This window comes from Marinobacter sp. SS13-12 (assembly GCF_030227115.1).
Taxonomy (GTDB): domain Bacteria; phylum Pseudomonadota; class Gammaproteobacteria; order Pseudomonadales; family Oleiphilaceae; genus Marinobacter.
In genome coordinates this window covers 1,131,399-1,146,059 of the sequence record NZ_JASSUA010000001.1, presented here as the reverse complement: position 1 = coordinate 1,146,059, position 14,661 = coordinate 1,131,399, and the positions used below count along the sequence as shown (strand labels likewise).

General features: G+C 56.6%; 13 protein-coding genes. 6 read left to right on the top strand and 7 right to left on the bottom strand.

All coding sequences use genetic code 11. The features are described from left to right. Nucleotides 1-90 precede the first annotated feature (90 nt). Complete coding sequence (locus tag QPL94_RS05215; RefSeq protein WP_285355982.1) at nucleotides 91-1,467, top strand: sigma-54 dependent transcriptional regulator; 1,377 nt, start codon at nucleotides 91-93, stop codon at nucleotides 1,465-1,467. Nucleotides 1,468-1,479: 12 nt separating this feature from the next. Continuing rightward, nucleotides 1,480-2,544 (top strand): transporter, encoded by a 1,065-nt coding sequence (locus QPL94_RS05210; RefSeq protein WP_285355981.1) that lies wholly within the window; start codon nucleotides 1,480-1,482, stop codon nucleotides 2,542-2,544. 17 nt (nucleotides 2,545-2,561) lie between these two features. Here QPL94_RS05210 and QPL94_RS05205 read toward each other — a convergent pair whose 3' ends face one another. The 5 genes from QPL94_RS05205 to QPL94_RS05185 form a co-directional block, all read right to left on the bottom strand. After that, nucleotides 2,562-3,068 (bottom strand): hypothetical protein, encoded by a 507-nt coding sequence (locus tag QPL94_RS05205; protein ID WP_285355980.1) that lies wholly within the window; start codon nucleotides 3,066-3,068, stop codon nucleotides 2,562-2,564. Continuing rightward, nucleotides 3,068-3,760, bottom strand: coding sequence for a C39 family peptidase (locus QPL94_RS05200; protein ID WP_285355979.1), 693 nt, complete (start codon nucleotides 3,758-3,760; stop codon nucleotides 3,068-3,070). Before QPL94_RS05200 ends, QPL94_RS05205 begins: the two co-directional genes overlap by 1 nt. A 12-nt stretch (nucleotides 3,761-3,772) precedes the next feature. Next, entirely contained in the window at nucleotides 3,773-4,123 is a 351-nt protein-coding gene (locus QPL94_RS05195; RefSeq protein ID WP_285355978.1) for a hypothetical protein, read from the bottom strand. Nucleotides 4,124-4,181: 58 nt separating this feature from the next. Beyond that, on the bottom strand, nucleotides 4,182-5,087 hold the full coding sequence (locus tag QPL94_RS05190; RefSeq protein WP_285355977.1) for a hypothetical protein: 906 nt from the start codon (nucleotides 5,085-5,087) through the stop codon (nucleotides 4,182-4,184). 374 nt (nucleotides 5,088-5,461) lie between these two features. Continuing rightward, entirely contained in the window at nucleotides 5,462-7,051 is a 1,590-nt protein-coding gene (locus tag QPL94_RS05185) for an isocitrate lyase (RefSeq protein WP_502881509.1), read from the bottom strand. A 296-nt stretch (nucleotides 7,052-7,347) separates the two neighbouring features. On the opposite strand from QPL94_RS05185, the gene QPL94_RS05180 reads away from it, so the two are divergent. Genes QPL94_RS05180 through QPL94_RS05170 form a run of 3 tightly spaced genes read left to right on the top strand, consistent with a single transcriptional unit; the run spans nucleotide 7,348 to nucleotide 9,585 of the window. After that, nucleotides 7,348-8,835 carry a DUF1538 domain-containing protein gene (locus QPL94_RS05180; protein ID WP_285355976.1) on the top strand — a complete coding sequence of 496 codons (1,488 nt, stop codon included), beginning with the start codon at nucleotides 7,348-7,350 and terminating at the stop codon, nucleotides 8,833-8,835. Beyond that, nucleotides 8,832-9,182: a transcriptional regulator gene (locus QPL94_RS05175; protein WP_285355975.1), complete on the top strand. Its 351-nt coding sequence runs from the start codon at nucleotides 8,832-8,834 to the stop codon at nucleotides 9,180-9,182. Before QPL94_RS05180 ends, QPL94_RS05175 begins: the two co-directional genes overlap by 4 nt. A gap of 13 nt (nucleotides 9,183-9,195) precedes the next feature. Then, entirely contained in the window at nucleotides 9,196-9,585 is a 390-nt protein-coding gene (locus QPL94_RS05170) for a CBS domain-containing protein (RefSeq protein WP_137436079.1), read from the top strand. Nucleotides 9,586-9,599: 14 nt separating this feature from the next. Here the strand turns inward: QPL94_RS05170 and QPL94_RS05165 are convergent, their stop codons facing one another. Further along, the gene (locus QPL94_RS05165) at nucleotides 9,600-11,546 is read right to left on the bottom strand and encodes a CASTOR/POLLUX-related putative ion channel (RefSeq protein WP_285355974.1); all 1,947 of its coding nucleotides are present in this window, start codon (nucleotides 11,544-11,546) and stop codon (nucleotides 9,600-9,602) included. A 105-nt stretch (nucleotides 11,547-11,651) separates the two neighbouring features. Between QPL94_RS05165 and QPL94_RS05160 the strand changes: the two genes are divergently transcribed. Continuing rightward, nucleotides 11,652-12,866 (top strand): hypothetical protein, encoded by a 1,215-nt coding sequence (locus QPL94_RS05160; protein ID WP_285355971.1) that lies wholly within the window; start codon nucleotides 11,652-11,654, stop codon nucleotides 12,864-12,866. Here QPL94_RS05160 and dauA read toward each other — a convergent pair. Further along, nucleotides 12,859-14,592 (bottom strand): C4-dicarboxylic acid transporter DauA, encoded by a 1,734-nt coding sequence (gene dauA / locus QPL94_RS05155; protein ID WP_285355969.1) that lies wholly within the window; start codon nucleotides 14,590-14,592, stop codon nucleotides 12,859-12,861. The genes QPL94_RS05160 and dauA overlap by 8 nt on opposite strands. Between the last annotated feature and the right edge of the window lie 69 nt (nucleotides 14,593-14,661).

The following is a 14,661-nucleotide window of genomic DNA, read 5'->3' as shown; positions in this document are numbered from 1 at the left end:
CAGTGACTGGATAAATCCGTTCCAGCCTTAGCAGAATCCGATGAACGTCTAGCAGTCCGTTTTCCCGACCCGAACTCAAGGAGAGTCGCCATGAAGGAAAAACGACCGCTCGTTTGGTTGTCGGCGGAGTACTCCGGCTTTGCAACGCAAGCTGCAGAATTGCGGGAATGGCGATTGATTCCCATAGCCATTGATGCCGAGCTACGCCAGGGTGACATCCCCGGCGACAGCACCTGGGTTGGTGTATTCGATGTCAGCGAACTTTCCAGCGACCAGTTGGCTGTGGCAAGCAGCTGGCTGGAAGCGCTTCGCGTCGGACACTGGGTTGCCGTCCTTGAGCCCGGCCAGATTGATAGCCCGGAAATCTGCGGGCTGATCAACCGTTACTGTGAGGATTACCACACCCTACCCATTCAGTATGAGCGGCTCCACGGGATACTTGGTCATCTGTGGGGCATGTCTGAACTCCATGCAAGGGCTTCCCGAGCTGCACCCCTGAGCTACCACGACATTGCCCTGGAAGGCGAATCCCTCGCCATCAGACAGACAAGGGAACTGCTTGGCAAGTTCGCACACACAGAAGAACCTGTGCTGATTTACGGTGAAAATGGCACTGGCAAAGAAGCAGCCGCAAAATTTATTCATAACAACTCCCCACGCAGAAACAAGCCTCTGGTTGTCGTCAACTGTGCAGCTCTGCCCCCTTCCCTCACCCAGAACGAACTTTTCGGGCATGAAAAGGGCTCATTCACTCATGCCCTGAGTGCACAGAAGGGCAGAATTGAAACCGCCGACGGTGGCACGCTGTTGCTCGTCGGTGTTGATGAGCTCAACCTGGAGCAACAATCTGCCATTCTGCGTTTTCTTCAGGAAGGCCAGATCGAACGTATCGGTGGTTATCGCACCATAGAGGTGGACACCCGGTTGATAGCTACCAGCACCAGCCCTCTGGAACAGTTGGTGGCATCTGGTCGTTTCCGTAGTGATGTCTTTTACCGGCTTGGCAGCCTGAACGTATTGCTGCCACCACTGCGGGAGCGCAAAGAAGACATACTACTGCTGGCGAACCGGATACTATCAGCAACACCGGCATCGTTAGGGCCCAGACGGCTGGCTGATACCACAACCCTCTGCCTGGCCGAACATCCATGGCCAGGAAATCTCAGAGAGCTCCAGAACCGGATGCGGCAGGCTTTGCTGCTGGGGGAGGGGCTTGTTATCAAGCCTGACGATATGGGCTTTGGACAGACATCTACCAACACTGAAAGCCGGAGCCAGGAGCTATCCCTTGATGCCTTCCGTTCCCAGGCGGATCGCCGGGCGATCTCCGTCAGCCTGGCACTGGCTCAGAATAATATTTCCGCTGCGGCACGAATGCTCAACATTTCGAGAGTCTCGTTTTACCGGCTGATGGACAAGCATCAGGTTCTTCACAGAACCTCCGTCTCGCCTTCGAAGAATGACTAAAGGAGATTTTCCATGGCTGTAAGAATGTTCTGGCTCGTCCCGCTGGTAGCGGTAGCAACTCCAGCCCTTGCGCAAACAGCACAGGCAGACACGGACTCCGGTAGCGCGGCGATAACAGCTTCTGAGGAAGCGAACGACCCGGCGACCGACATTGCATCAATTACCGCAGACCGAGGCATCGTTACCCGGCCAGGCCGGTTTACCATCGAGCCGTCCTTCTCCCATGCCCACAGCAACGCAACGGCGGTCGCAGTGGAAGGTTACACGGTGATACCAGCCCTGCTCATCGGCCTGATCAATATTTCGGAAATCCAGCGCGACATTTTTGTCGGCGCGATGTCACTCAAGTATGGCTTTACCAGCAAACTCGAGGCGGCGGTGCGAGTACCCTACCTCAGCATCAATGAGGACCTGAGAGAGCGGGAGGTTTTCCAGGGCACACCGGTAGATACGCTGCGCGAGTCCTCGGGCGAGGGCCTGGGTGATGTTGAATTATCAGCCCGTTACCAGTTGACCGATGGCCTGGGTGGCTGGCCCTACGTCATTGGCGCAATCCGGGTGAAAGCGCCAACCGGAGAAGGCCCGTACGATGTCGAGCGACGGGTAATCGAGGCAGATGATGGCACTCCCATCGGCGTCGAACTCGGTGATCGCCCCACGGGCTCCGGCTTCTGGGCGTTCGAACCGGGCTTTTCGTTCATCTACCCGACGGACCCGGCCGTGCTGTTCGGGAACCTGAGTTATGTCTGGACTCTCAAGGAAGAGCAGGGCTTCGAAAACGGGGGCACGGTCGATCCCGGTGACATTGTCCGCTTCGGCTTCGGAATGGGGTTTGCCTTTAACGAGCGCACGTCCTTCAGTCTGGGCTATGATCACTCGATCATCCGCAAAACAACGTTCGAGAGAAATAACGATGTGTTTGCAGCCAACTTCGAACGTATTCAGATCGGGTCTCTGTCGTTCGGCCTGTCGCAGCGTCTGACGCAGTCCACAAGCCTGAGCCTGACGGTGAGCGTGGGGGTTACGGAAAACGCGCCCAACAGCGAGATCACTCTCAGGCTACCAATCAGTCTCTAGGGGGAAGCAAAGGTCTATCAGCGACCAAGCAACTGGACAAGCTGATCGCTGAACCGTGCCGGGAACTGATTCCCGACACCGGCGCCCAGATTGTTCAGTTCAATGTTCAGCTGATGCATATTCTGTATCACCGTGCTATCGAGGCTGTTCTGGACCACGGTCATCCAGCCGTTGGGCCCTGCCATATTACTGGCTACCCGCGCGCCGCCACTGCGGTTCGCGCTGATAACCTCGAGTACGGTTTCCGTGTGATGGTCCACCAAACGATCATTGACGGCCTGGTTAAGATTGGGAATGGTCAACCGATTGATCACCATGGTGTCACCGTTGATACCGACGATCTGCTCCAGCCCGATGCTGATCTCCAGGTTATCCATCAGGAAGCCGCCCCGGTAATCAGCCAACTCCGGATCACTCAGAGGTTCAACCCCCAGCGTCAATTCTGCCTGGACTGCTGAGGGCGATAACGCTGCAAATGAACTAAACAGTATAGCGATAGCTGGCATCCGGACCATCATGATCATCACCATTCCCTTGAAGAGGGCCAGTAGGGTAATGTGTGCCCGAGTGAAGGACCGCTCAGGCCTTTCTGTACCGGCGCCCTGGCAACCTGAGGCCAATGCCCGTCGCCGAGAAAGGCGTCTCTCCCTTGCCCAAGATGGCTGCGGATAATAAAGGCGGTGCCGTTCCAGTACTCGCTGAATTTTGCGTAGGAATAAACCTTCAGCCCCCGCGCCGGATCCCCTACCAGGACCTCGTCTTCGCTGATCCCCTTGATCAAAACGAAATGCCGGAAGCCATCAATGTTCAACAACACAATCATGGGTAATCGCACTTTCTCCCTGAGGCCGGTCAACGGCATGCGAAAGCCATCGGCCTGGTACCCTCTGGCCTCCAGGTAGCGCTTCATATCAAGCATGGAGAAACCCTCCTGGCGCACCTTCTTTTCGTCTGCCAGCGCGAGCATCTCGATGAAGACATCGTGCTCTGTTACCTGATCTTCGTAGTGAAAGGACAACAAGGAAGCTACGGCTGCGGAGCCGCAACTGAAGTCATACTGCTGGCGCATGACGCTGTCAAAGCGCCGGTTCTCGAAACTTTTTACATCTAACCGAAAATCACCACCAATACCCGGCACCATGACCGAGCCGGCGAAGGCAGTGGACCATAGCAGCCCGGCACTCGCGCAGATCGCAACAAGAACCTTTCTGGCCATGGCCCACCTCCATCAGTGATTAAGAAGTATATTGATCTGGGTACTGTCCTGAATGACCACCTGGTTACCGGTGTTCTGGATAACGGTGGCAACCCCGCTCATGTTGCCGAACGCATTGTCGGAAATACTGTTATTACCCGTGACAACATTCCCCGACAACAGGTTATCGGACACATTTGCATTCTGCTGGTTATCGTTAATCTGCCACTGCATCGGAATTCCCTGGCGGCCGCTTGAATCCGCCAGCTCATCCGCCGACAACGGGGTGGCATCCATCCACTCCTCGGCCGATACCAGTCCCGTTGCCCCGAACATTAACGCCAGCAAGGCAGCCTTCAGTTTCCATCTGATGACGCAACCCATGGCAGTTCTCCCGGAATAACCGGGCCGCACCCGAAACAGCAGGTGCGGCCTGGATGCCTCATTCAGTGCCGGCACCACCGCTGCCAGCGTTCAGGCTAGACTGTATGCTGACATTAGCCTGTGTAACGTTGGCATTGCCTGCAGTCTGGGCAAATGCCCCGACGCCGGTGTAGTTCGCTGAGCCACCGGAGATTTCGTTACTGTTACGAACCTCGGTGTAGGAACCTTCGCCGTTGGCATGACCGTAGGTGACTGTGGTATCCGTAACGTTGCCGTCCAGATCGGCGTTGTTCAGGTATACTTCCAGGTCCAGGGTCAGCGAATTATCGGAATTGTCCGAATTATCCGAGTTATCCGAGTTATCGGACGAGTCGTTACCGCTGTCAGCGATCTTGAACGAATCACTCACATCGGTGCTGTTGTCCGAATTATCGGAGTTGTCCGAGTTGTCACTGTTATCGGAATTGTCGCTGTTGTCGGAATTATCCGAATTGTCCGAATTGTCATTGCCACTGTCGGCAATCTTGAACGAGTCGGCAACATCGGTGCTGTTGTCCGAGTTGTCGCTGTTATCGGAATTATCCGAATTGTCCGAATTGTCATTGCCGCTGTCGGCAATCTTGAACGAGTCGGCAACATCGGTGCTGTTGTCCGAGTTGTCGCTGTTATCGGAGTTGTCACTGTTATCGGAGTTGTCCGTATTGTCCGAATTGTCGTTGCCGCTTTCGGCAATCTTGAACGAATCAGCAACATCGGTGCTGTTATCCGAATTATCCGAGTTGTCGGAATTGTCGGAATTGTCGTTACCGGAGTTAGTGTTGCCGGACTGGTCATTGTTGGCAACGGAGGTATCATCCGCATTGGTATTCGGATCCCCGTCACCGCCCTGGTCCGCGTAGGCAAAACCGGAAACACCCAGACTCATCGCAATGGCAGCTGCTAGCAAACTTTTCTTGGTGTTCATAATATCGCTTCCTTTTCGATTATTGGCTTTTAGAGGGATCCGACTCAAACCGCTAGCCTTCGGTAAGCCAAGGTTCAGACCCGCTAGATAACAGGTGCGATTCCCGTGCCAGAATCGTTAATTAATTTTTATCTGATTGTTTTAATTAGGCTTTATGAGCACAGCTAGAAACAGAGCCGTATTCATGAAGGGAGCAGACTGTTTCAGGAATGAAACAGAGTTGGCGGGGGAAAAGATCAAACAGACCGTTTATGGCGTGATTTCAGCAACCTGACTAAAAACGTTACTGTAAAAAAACAAAACCCCGCGCAAGGCGGGGTTTCGGGTTCTGAAGCGGGCCTTACAGCCCGCTTCAATGACAACCGAACCGTTGTTTAGAACTGGTTCATGGTGTTGTCTTTACCGCCAGCCTTCAGGGCTGCGTCACCTGCGAAGAACTCTTTGTGGTCATCGCCGATGTTGGAACCGGCCATGTCCTGGTGCTTCACCGTCGCGATGCCCTGACGGATTTCCTTGCGCTGAACACCGGCAACGTAGGCCAGCATGCCTTCGTCACCGAAGTAGCCCTTGGCCAGGTTGTCGGTAGACAGGGCCGCGGTGTGGTAAGTCGGCAGGGTGATCAGGTGGTGGAAGATACCGGCTTCACGGGCGCCGTCACGCTGGAAGTTGGCGGTCCACTCGTCGGCCAGCTTGCCGAGATCAGTGTCGTCATACTTGGCGTTCATCAGGTCGGCGCGCTCGTAAGCAGACACGTCCTTGCCTTCTTCCTTCCAGGCATCGAATACCTGCTGACGGAAGTTCAGGGTCCAGTTGAACGACGGGCTGTTGTTGTAGACCAGCTTGGCGTCGGGCACCACTTCCTTGATGCGGTTAACCATGGCAGCGATCTGGCCAACGTGGGGCTTCTCGGTTTCGATCCACAGCAGGTCAGCGCCGTTCTGCAGGCTGGTGATACAGTCCAGAACCACACGATCTTCGCCAGTGCCCGGCTTGAACTGGAACAGGCCAGAAGCCAGACGCTTCGGCTTGACCAGCTGGCCGTTCTGCTTGATCACAACATCGCCGTTGTTGATGTCTTCGGCCTTGTCGATAACATCACCATCGATGAAGCTGTTGTACTGGTCACCCAGATCGCCCGGCTCGTCGGTCACGGCAATCTTCTGGGTCAGGCCAGCGCCCAGCGAGTCGGTACGGGCAACGATAACGCCGTCGTCCACACCCAGCTCCAGGAACGCCAGGCGAACGGCGTTGATCTTGGACAGGAAGTCGGCGTGCGGAACGGTAACCTTGCCGTCCTGGTGGCCACACTGCTTCTCGTCAGATACCTGATTCTCGATCTGGATGCAGCAGGCACCGGCTTCGATCATCTGCTTGGCCAGCAGGTAAGTCGCTTCGGCGTTACCGAAACCAGCGTCGATGTCGGCAATGATCGGCACGATGTGGGTTTCGTGGTTATCGATCTGCTTGATCAGCTCGTCTGCCTTGGCGTTGTCGCCAGCCTTCTGGGCTTCTTCCAGGGCACGGAACAGGTGGTTCAGTTCCCATGCGTCCGCCTGGCGCAGGAAGGTGTACAGCTCTTCGATCAGGCCGGAAACAGCCGTCTTCTCGTGCATGGACTGATCAGGCAGCGGGCCGAACTCGGAACGCAGTGCTGCAACCATCCAGCCGGACAGGTACAGGTAACGACGCTTGGTGCTACCGAAATGCTTCTTGATGGAGATCATCTTTTGCTGGCCGATAAATCCGTGCCAGCAACCCAGTGACTGCGTGTACTGGGAGGTGTCTTTATCGTAGTTCGCCATGTCTTCGCGCATGATTTTCGCGGTGTACTTGGCGATGTCCAGGCCAGTCCTGAATTTGTTCTGGGCGCGCATGCGAGCAGCGTGCTCAGGCTTGATGGCATTCCAGGTGGGGTTCTGCTTCAGAATGGAAGCAATGGCGTCAACGTCGTTTGCGTATGGCATGATCTCAGTCCTGTCTTCTACGGTTTGAGGTGCTCTTTTATGAAGCATAAAAGCAACTTCAGCGAGCCAGCGTCCGTTCAAAAAACATTCAGTCCGCTGACATTGACGGTTACTTTAGTGGGTTTGATTTTATAATTGAAATTTATATTATCTATATTCGGCATTTTTCGTGTGAATACCTATAAGCATCAAACTTGAGGTGTATCAGGCACCCCTGCACAGCCGGTGCTACTATGTTGATTCAGGTAGCGAACCGCTTCATAAGCTTCAGAACACGACACAGGTACCAGGCCCCGGTGTTTTACATTCGAGCTTTCGGCCACTCTCTTCTACATGCCCTCAAAAACCTCTTGCCCATCGTGGCGGTTGTGGTGTTCTTCCAGTTCGCTATTCTGCAACAGGTACCGGAAAACACGCTGGGCATGGCCTTTGGACTGCTCATCGTGGCGGTCGGTATTGCGCTGTTCCTTCAGGGGCTGGAGCTGAGCATTTTTCCGGTGGGAAAAAGCCTGTCCAACCAGTTTGCCCGCCGTGGCTCTGTTCCCATCCTGCTGGCCTTCGGGTTTGCGCTCGGGTTTTCCGCGGTGGTGGCGGAGCCCGCTCTCATTGCAGTGGCACAACAGGCACAGGAAATCAGCGGCGGCAGGATTGACGCCGTCACCCTGCGATTACTGGTGGCAACCTCGGTGGGCGTTGTAATCGGGTTGGGCGTATTCAGAACGATTATGGGCTACCCACTGCACTGGTTCATGATTGTCGGCTACATCATCGTCGTGGCCGTCACCTGGTTTGCGCCTGAGGAAATCGTTGGTCTGGCCTATGACTCCGGCGGCGTCACCACCAACGTGGTCACGGTTCCCCTGGTGGCCGCGCTGGGTATCGGCCTCGCCGTCTCGATTCGTGGCCGCAATCCGCTCACCGACGGTTTCGGGCTGGTGGCGCTGGCAGTGATGGTGCCGATGATCACGGTTCAGTTATACGGCATTGTGGTTTATTCCGGAGAACAGACAGACAGCGAATTACTGATGGAAACCGGCCATGGCCGACCTCCGGTGGCCGGACCCCTGAAAATGCTGCTGGAGCTGGCCGAGATGGTGCGGGACGTATTGCCCATCATACTCACCATACTCGTCTTCCAGTATCTGGTATTGCGACGGCGCTTCAGCAACCCCCGCAAGATTCTCTTTGGTTTTGCCCTGGTCATTCTGGGTCTCTATGCGTTCGTCGTTGGCCTGAAACTTGGCCTGTTTCCCATTGGCACCAGCATGGCGGAGCAGCTGATCAGCCTTGACGGATTCCTGTTTATCTATCTGTTTGCGTTCATGATCGGATTCGCCACCACCATGGCGGAGCCGGCTCTCATTGCAATCGGCCAGCAGGCGGAAGACGCGGCAGCCGGCACCCTGAACGGCAATGCCATTCGCCTGTTTGTCGCCCTGGGTGTTGCCATCGGCATCACCGTCGGTGTGCATCGGATCATCGTCGGTGACTCCATCCACTACTACATCATGGGGGGCTACCTGGTGGTTGTCATGCTGACCGCCATTGCCCCGCGCTATATTATTGCACTGGCCTATGATCTTGGTGGCGTGACCACATCAGAGGTTACCGTGCCACTGGTGACGGCACTGGGGATCGGCCTTGCCGGCAACATCGAGGGGCGCAGTGTGCTGATCGATGGCTTCGGGCTGATTGCCTTTGCCTCTATCTTTCCCATCATCACGGTAATGGCCTATGCCATTGTTGGTGACCACATCGCTGCACGAAGGAAACTGTCCACATGAAATTCTCTGTACTCGTCGCTATCGTGCCGGAAGATCAGGAACAGGATTGCATCGATGCCGCCCGGGACCTCGGCGCGGGCGGTGTCACTGTCCTGGCCGGTCGCGGTATCAGCAATACCGCCAAAAAAACCTTCTTTGGCCTGACCTATGACGGCAGCCAGAGTATTCTCGTAATGGTGCTGGAAAAAGGGCTGTCGCTGGATATCCTGAAAGCCATACAACACATGCTCATGCCAGAAAAGAACGATTCCCGGGGACTGGTTTTCACTCTGCCTCTGGAACACCTTGGAGGCATAGACCTGACACAGGTTGAAAAATTCGAACAACACGTAAAAGACTCACTCTAGGCGGAGCATCGGAATGAAACTAGTAAGGGATGTGATGATCCGGGATACCATCAATGTATCCCCGTTTGCCAGCCTCCGTGAGGCCTTGTCGCTGATGAAAAGGCACGAGGTGAAATCACTGGTGGTGGAAAAACAGAATGAGCACGATGCCTACGGCCTGATTACCTACACCAACATTCTCAAGGCCGTGATTGCGGAAGACGGCGATATCGACCTGCTCAATGTCTACGACGCCTGTGCCAAGCCGGTGATCAGCGTCGGGGAGCATCTTGGCATTCGCTATGCGGCCAGCCTGATGAGCCAGCACCGCGTAAAGCGCCTGCTGGTGCTACAGGATAACGATCTGGTGGGCTTCGTGGTCATGGATGATATTATGGCAGCCCTGCTGGATACGATTGAATAAACCGGGCCCCTGTTTCAGGAACAGCACATCACGATTAGCCGGTCGGCCGCATTCAGGTCCAGATATTCGTCTCTCGGTGGAATGAGGCTCACATGGCGCCCATGCTTATTGGCATGATCACGCCAGACACCCAGCGCCACCTCCCCTTTTGCCGCCACCACTTTCTCCAGCACCTGGAAGTCCGCACTGGCCGGTAGCGGGTAGTCATGAGGATCCCGGAACTGTATCTCGGCCCCACCCACCGTAAACAGCTCGTCCAGAACTACCCTCAGCTCCCGCCGCAACGCCACCTGGGCAAGGACATGGCTGACAATCATCGGGCTGATCATCATTTCACTCTGATGGCCGGTTAACAGATGACGGTTGTCAGGATCACTCAACTCCATGATCAGCTGCGGTCGCTGGCCACCCTCACTGAGCAAATCTTCCAGCTGGAGGTAGCCCACCATCGCCCGGGCGTCAGCTTCTTCTCCGGAGGCCAGCCGATCACTGCTGACCAGCATGATGGAATCGTAGTTCAGCGGGCCCACACGCCTGAGCTCCCCCTCCACCATGTAATCCGCCTCAATATGACGACAGGTCACAGCGTGCTGCTCGCCCAGATACCGTTCAATCTCCTGCTGACGCTCCCGGGCGGGCACCACGGAGACGACATCCACTTCAAACCGCATCTTGGTGTAGCTGGCAAATTCATCGATCAGGCTGGGGACGCGGCGGTTCCAGCCCAGCACCAGAACCCGGTGGACGCGTTCAGAAAAGGCAACGGAATGGCTGACGGCCTGCCCGCGATTGATTAACGGCAGTTGCGGGGCCCTGGGATCGGGTTCGGTTTCGGCGTAGTCCCGCGCCAGCATCACAACGCGGTCTTCGGCAGCTATCAGGGTGTCCGATGAAGCCGGCATCTGCACGTTCCAGCCCTTGCCTCCCGGTTTCAGGACGCCCAGCACAATAACCCTGGAACGCTGGGAGGCCAGTTCGCCGAGAGACAGCCCCGCCAGGGACTCACCACCCCGGATATAGAGCTCACAGCCCTCTCCGGCACTCAGCAGCTCGTTATAGATTTCCGACAGCCCCGGGTGCAGGATGTTCTGGACCATCAGCCTGCTGATGGTGGCATCACCGGCAACCACCTCCATCTCGCCGGGATAGGCCCGCTCAATAACCGGGTGTTTGCGAATGTCCTGAATTTCGGCCACCACAAACGGCAGGGGCGCACCCAGGTGCCGCGCCTGTGCGGCAATCGACAGCAGCGCCTTTACGGTTTCTATATCCGACGTTACCAGGCTGCCCGCCTCATGGGCCGCGCTGGGCACTATGACCGCAGAGGCATCCAGGCAAGCCACCCGTTGCAGAGCATCCGGCTGGATGGCGGCACCGGAACGCAGAATGATCTGGCGCGCCTTGCGGCCGATTCCGGGCTCATTACGCAGTTCGTGCACCTGGGCGGCAGAGGCCGTTTCCGAAAGCACCACCAGGCGCAACCGGCTGGCATCGTGCTTTTCCAGAAACCGCCGCATACGGCCCGAAGAGCCCAACAATTCACCGAGCAGGGGCAGCGTCTGGTTGGTCCAGCCCAGCACTACGATATGGTTTCTCAGGGTGACCGGCGTCAGTCCCCGTTCCAGATCCGTCATCTTGGCAATCAGCCAGCGAGTCAGGATAGCCACCAGAGTACCCATAAACACCACGTAGCCGCTGATGGTCAGGATGGTGGATACCAGCCGTTGCCAGTTGCCCACGTCGTCCCCCAGGTAGCCCGGGTCCGTGAGCCGCAGAAAGGCCCACCAGATGGCGCCCCCCACATCCTCATGAGGGCCACCGAAGGGAATCACCAACAGGCCACCCATCAGGGAAATCAACCCGATGAAGACACCCACTACCAACAGCTGAAAACCAGCGCCTTTGACAAGCTGGCGTTCTACAATGAATTTGACGCGGTCAACAAAACGAAAGGGGAGCATGATCATCCTTTTGCGTGGGCCCGGAATGTCCGTAGCATAGCCTATTAGCCAACACGGAGACGGGCAAAAGTTTGTTCAATACCAGCAACCTGGCCGGGAACTGCCATGGGTAGCAAGCTGAAGATCATTATTGCCATTGCTGTTCTTCTGCCAGCGACGCTGGCAGCCGAGCCCAATCACATACCTCAACCGTGGCGGCAAGACGCTGTGGTTCTGGGCAGGGACGACACGGCCAGTGTCGAACGCTACCTTCATGAATTGTCTTTCGGGCACAGCCAACCGGCCCCTTCTGCTATCGAAAACGGCATCCGTGGAACCGGTGGCAGCGTTGGAAGCCGGCGCCTTTATCTGGACTTTCGGTTCCGCCAGGATTTCGGCTTCAACGAGGATCGACAGGGCTTCCTGCTGGACATCCAGCGCAGTGAGGACTTTGACGGCAGTTACGACCGCCAGCTTGTAGGATTTCGCCACCAGTTAACCGATGCAACCGAAGTATGGCTCCAGGGAGATGTGTTTGCCGACAAATCCCGCTCCGATGTTTATCTCAGCGGCCGCCACACCTTTGACAATGAATCCTGGTTACATGCCAGCTGGATACTGCCCGATTTCTACTTCAACGACAAAACCCGCAGCGACGATGCGTTTGAGGACCCGGCACAGAGTTTCTTCCTCCAGTGGCACCGGCCAACGGGACTGCATCAACACAGCGGCACCACCGCCTCCGTCACTTATTCCCCAGCTTCCACCTTCGACAGCCGCAGTGAAGGCCTGCTGGTGGAAAACGAAACCATCCGGGGCGCCCTCAGCCATCAATTCTGGCGCAGCCACTGGCAACTCCGGACGGCCCTGAGCGGAGAGCATACCCGCCGGTATTACAACCTGGATGAGCGCGCTGCCGGCATACCCACCATGCGTGACCATCTCAGGGTTGACGCGGAAGCCATCTATAACAACCATCGCCTGGAACCCGGCATCGGGCTTCATTATTTCTATCTCAGGGAAAAGGGGTATACGGGGCGAACTCTGGATGAAATTGCGGACCTGCGCCGCAGAGAACCGGTTCTGGCCGGGCATGTCAGCCTGGCCCTGACCCCGGCCGTTACCCTGAAGCCGGCGATTTACTTGAGCGTGGCGGACATAGAGCAGACCTATTCAAAAAGCGAAGACGAGGACCACCACGGATTTACCGGTAAATTCGCTTTACCCTTCGAGATCGTGCTGTCCCGAAAAGAAAACGCGATTCTCACGCTCGCGCCGACTTTTTATCTGCACAAGGCGGCCTTCGGAGGTGGCAATCTGCAAATGCACTGGCCTATGTAGGGGCAAGCTGGCCTTCAGCTTTGACCGCTTCATCCAGGGTCGGATAGAACCGGACCACGCCCTCTTCCGGTTTCACACCCGCCCTGGCCAGGGTGCGCAACGGCTGGAACTGCAGATCTGCGATAACCACTTGCGTGCCATCTGCCCGGCAGGTGCTGATCAGCTTGTTAAGGGCAGACAACCCGCCGGCATCCAGAATCGTCACCCCATCCATGTAGAGAATAAAACCGCGGGCGCTGGCCGACAGCTGCGCCAACTCCCCGAAAATCCGGTCGGCCGCGGCGAAAAACAGGGGGCCATTGATCTTGAACACCTGCCAACCGTCAGGCAGGCGAGCCCCTTCCATTCGCCTGCTGCCGGTAATGTCCGTCACCCGGGTCATCTGGGCCATTTCCCGCATGAACAGGACCGCCGCCAACAGAATCCCGGTGGTGATGGCGATGACCATGTCCAGCAACACAGTCAACGAGAAGCAGGTAATGAACACCAGGATGTCGCTTCGCGGGGCAGTCTTCAGGAGGTGAACGGATTTGGGGGCCTCACTCATGTTCCAGGCCACCATTACCAACAATGCCGCCATGGCTGCCATCGGCAGGTAGGCAAGCAACGGCGCCAGCGACACCAGTGCCAGCAGAACCACCAGTGCGTGCACCATGCCTGAAACCGGCGATTCCGCCCCCGCGCGGTAGTTGGCCGCGGAACGGGCAATGGCGGCTGTTGCCGTAATGCCACCAAAAAACGGCGTAATCACATTGCCGATACCCTGCCCCAGCAATTCACTGTTAGCGCTGTGGCGTTTGCCTGTCATGCCATCCAGCACCACGGCACACAGCAGCGATTCAATGGCTCCCAGCATGGCAATGGCAAAAGCAGCCGGCAACAGGTCCCGGACCAGAGTCCAGCTAATGCCCAGGGGCTCACCACTGGCGTCCGGCTGGCTCCAGGGCCAGGCAAACTCAGGCAGAAAGGGAGGAATGCCGGCACCAAGAGACCCGTCCGCCAGCAGGTAACTGAACCGGGAACCAATGGTTTCTATTGCTGCGCCGTTGATATTCAGCGCCATCGCCAGAAGACTGCCAATAATCACTGCCGGCAGATGGGGTGGTACCGGCGGCTTCAAACGGGGCCATAGCAGCATCACCGCCAGGGTGGCTATTGCCACCAGTGTGGTCATGGCATCCAGCCCGGGCATCGCCTCACCAACAGCCGCCAGCTTGTCCCAGTAATGCTCCGGCATTTGCTCAATGTTCAGCCCGAAAAAGTCCTTCACCTGCAGGGTGGCGATCACCACCGCAATGCCGCCGGTAAATCCGAGAGTAACCGATTCGGGAATGTATTCGATGAATCGCCCCAGACGCATGAACGCCATAATCAGCAACAATACACCCGACATCAGCGAGGCAAGCAGCAAGCCACCCAGGCCATAGGTCTGGGCGATGGGATACAGGATCACAACAAAGGCGGCGGTGGGACCAGAAATACTGAAACGGCTGCCGCCGGTTAACGCGATCACAAATCCGGCAATGAAGGCCGTGTAGAGACCATATTGGGGCGGCACTCCGCTGGCAATGGCCAGCGCCATGGCCAGCGGAATGGCAATAATGCCCACGGTAACCCCTGCCATCACATCGCGGCCAAGTCGCTTTGTGGTATAGCGCTCGTCGATACAGGCCTCGCGGAAGGCGTGGGCAAGTCGCAGGGAAAACAGGTAGGCACGATGGGGCATTAAACATCCTGAACAATGAATCAGAACAACAAAGGGCTGACAGCCAACCGGGTTTCGTGGTCGTATAAG

Bases quoted from the DNA above. Each gene is read 5' to 3' on its own strand.
- dauA (WP_285355969.1), bottom strand. From the start codon at position 14,592: ATGCCCCATCGTGCCTACCTGTTTTCCCTGCGACTTGCCCACGCCTTC.
- QPL94_RS05170 (WP_137436079.1), top strand. From the start codon at position 9,196: ATGAAACTAGTAAGGGATGTGATGATCCGGGATACCATCAATGTATCC.
- QPL94_RS05195 (WP_285355978.1), bottom strand. From the start codon at position 4,123: ATGGGTTGCGTCATCAGATGGAAACTGAAGGCTGCCTTGCTGGCGTTA.
- QPL94_RS05205 (WP_285355980.1), bottom strand. From the start codon at position 3,068: ATGATCATGATGGTCCGGATGCCAGCTATCGCTATACTGTTTAGTTCA.
- QPL94_RS05160 (WP_285355971.1), top strand. From the start codon at position 11,652: ATGGGTAGCAAGCTGAAGATCATTATTGCCATTGCTGTTCTTCTGCCA.
- QPL94_RS05200 (WP_285355979.1), bottom strand. From the start codon at position 3,760: ATGGCCAGAAAGGTTCTTGTTGCGATCTGCGCGAGTGCCGGGCTGCTA.
- QPL94_RS05185 (WP_502881509.1), bottom strand. From the start codon at position 7,051: ATGCCATACGCAAACGACGTTGACGCCATTGCTTCCATTCTGAAGCAG.
- QPL94_RS05210 (WP_285355981.1), top strand. From the start codon at position 1,480: ATGGCTGTAAGAATGTTCTGGCTCGTCCCGCTGGTAGCGGTAGCAACT.
- QPL94_RS05175 (WP_285355975.1), top strand. From the start codon at position 8,832: ATGAAATTCTCTGTACTCGTCGCTATCGTGCCGGAAGATCAGGAACAG.
- QPL94_RS05215 (WP_285355982.1), top strand. From the start codon at position 91: ATGAAGGAAAAACGACCGCTCGTTTGGTTGTCGGCGGAGTACTCCGGC.
- QPL94_RS05190 (WP_285355977.1), bottom strand. From the start codon at position 5,087: ATGAACACCAAGAAAAGTTTGCTAGCAGCTGCCATTGCGATGAGTCTG.
- QPL94_RS05165 (WP_285355974.1), bottom strand. From the start codon at position 11,546: ATGCTCCCCTTTCGTTTTGTTGACCGCGTCAAATTCATTGTAGAACGC.